1 protein-coding gene is annotated in these 866 nt (G+C 48.7%); it reads left to right on the top strand.

The annotated features are described in order from the left end of the window. Nucleotides 1-176: 176 nt before the first annotated feature. Nucleotides 177-866, top strand: a 690-nt coding sequence (locus tag CVN76_RS01470) for an ATP-binding protein (RefSeq protein ID WP_100530132.1), incomplete at its 3' end; no start/stop codon positions are given.

Here is an 866-nt window from a genome sequence, read left to right as displayed (position 1 = left end):
GGCAATTCATTCATTCTGGGCCTGCCGTTTGTGTTTCTGGTCAGTCCCGGATTCTATATGCTGACAGTGCCGGGATTAACAGCTGCATCGGCGATAAATATTGCCTTGGCGGCCCTTTTGCTGCCCCGCTTGGAGCCTATCTTGAGAAAATCGATACTTAAAGATGGATCGATATCATGAGAGATTCCTTGGTTTTGCCATTTTCCGAATCGGAATCATTGATAATATCAAGTGACAATAGTGGCGGAATAGGACTGAAGGAAAACGATTTTGTTCAGGTTCCATATGAAATCGTCGGCTATTATTCCTTCAGGGTGGCCGTCATGGAATGCTTAAGCGTTGGCGGAAATCCCATATCGGTCGTCCTCCATAATTTTTGCGGCGATGAAGCTTGGGAGGGCTTGAGCAAAGGTATCATGCAAGGCTTGGACGAATTGGGTCTGGATCTTCCGATTACGGGAAGCACGGAAACGAACATGCCGCTGCTTCAATCGGCTCTTGGTCTCATCGTCCTTGGCAAGCGAAGGAATGACCTGGCAAGGCAGCCAAACCATTCACGGAAAATGGCCCTCATCGGCAGGCCGCTCGTCGGGGAGGACGTGCTGAAACAGCAAGATTGGGTTGCCCCTCTATCCTTATATAAAAGTCTTTGTGAGCTTGAAGGAGTGGAGGCGCTTCCAATCGGATCGAAGGGAATCGCCTATGAATGGAAGCACCTGGACCGAAGGGGGGAAGGTGTTCCCGAATGCATAAGCAATATAGTCGATATCGAAAAATCATCCGGCCCATCCACCTGCTTCCTTCTTGCTTATCCCTTATATTTGGAGGAAGAAATCAAGCGTAAAGCAGGGCCTCTTTTTATTGGT

The sequence above is a fragment of the Bacillus sp. mrc49 genome, from assembly GCF_002803435.1.
Note: the sequence above shows the minus strand (reverse complement) of the source record. Positions and strands in the feature narration are given on the sequence as shown.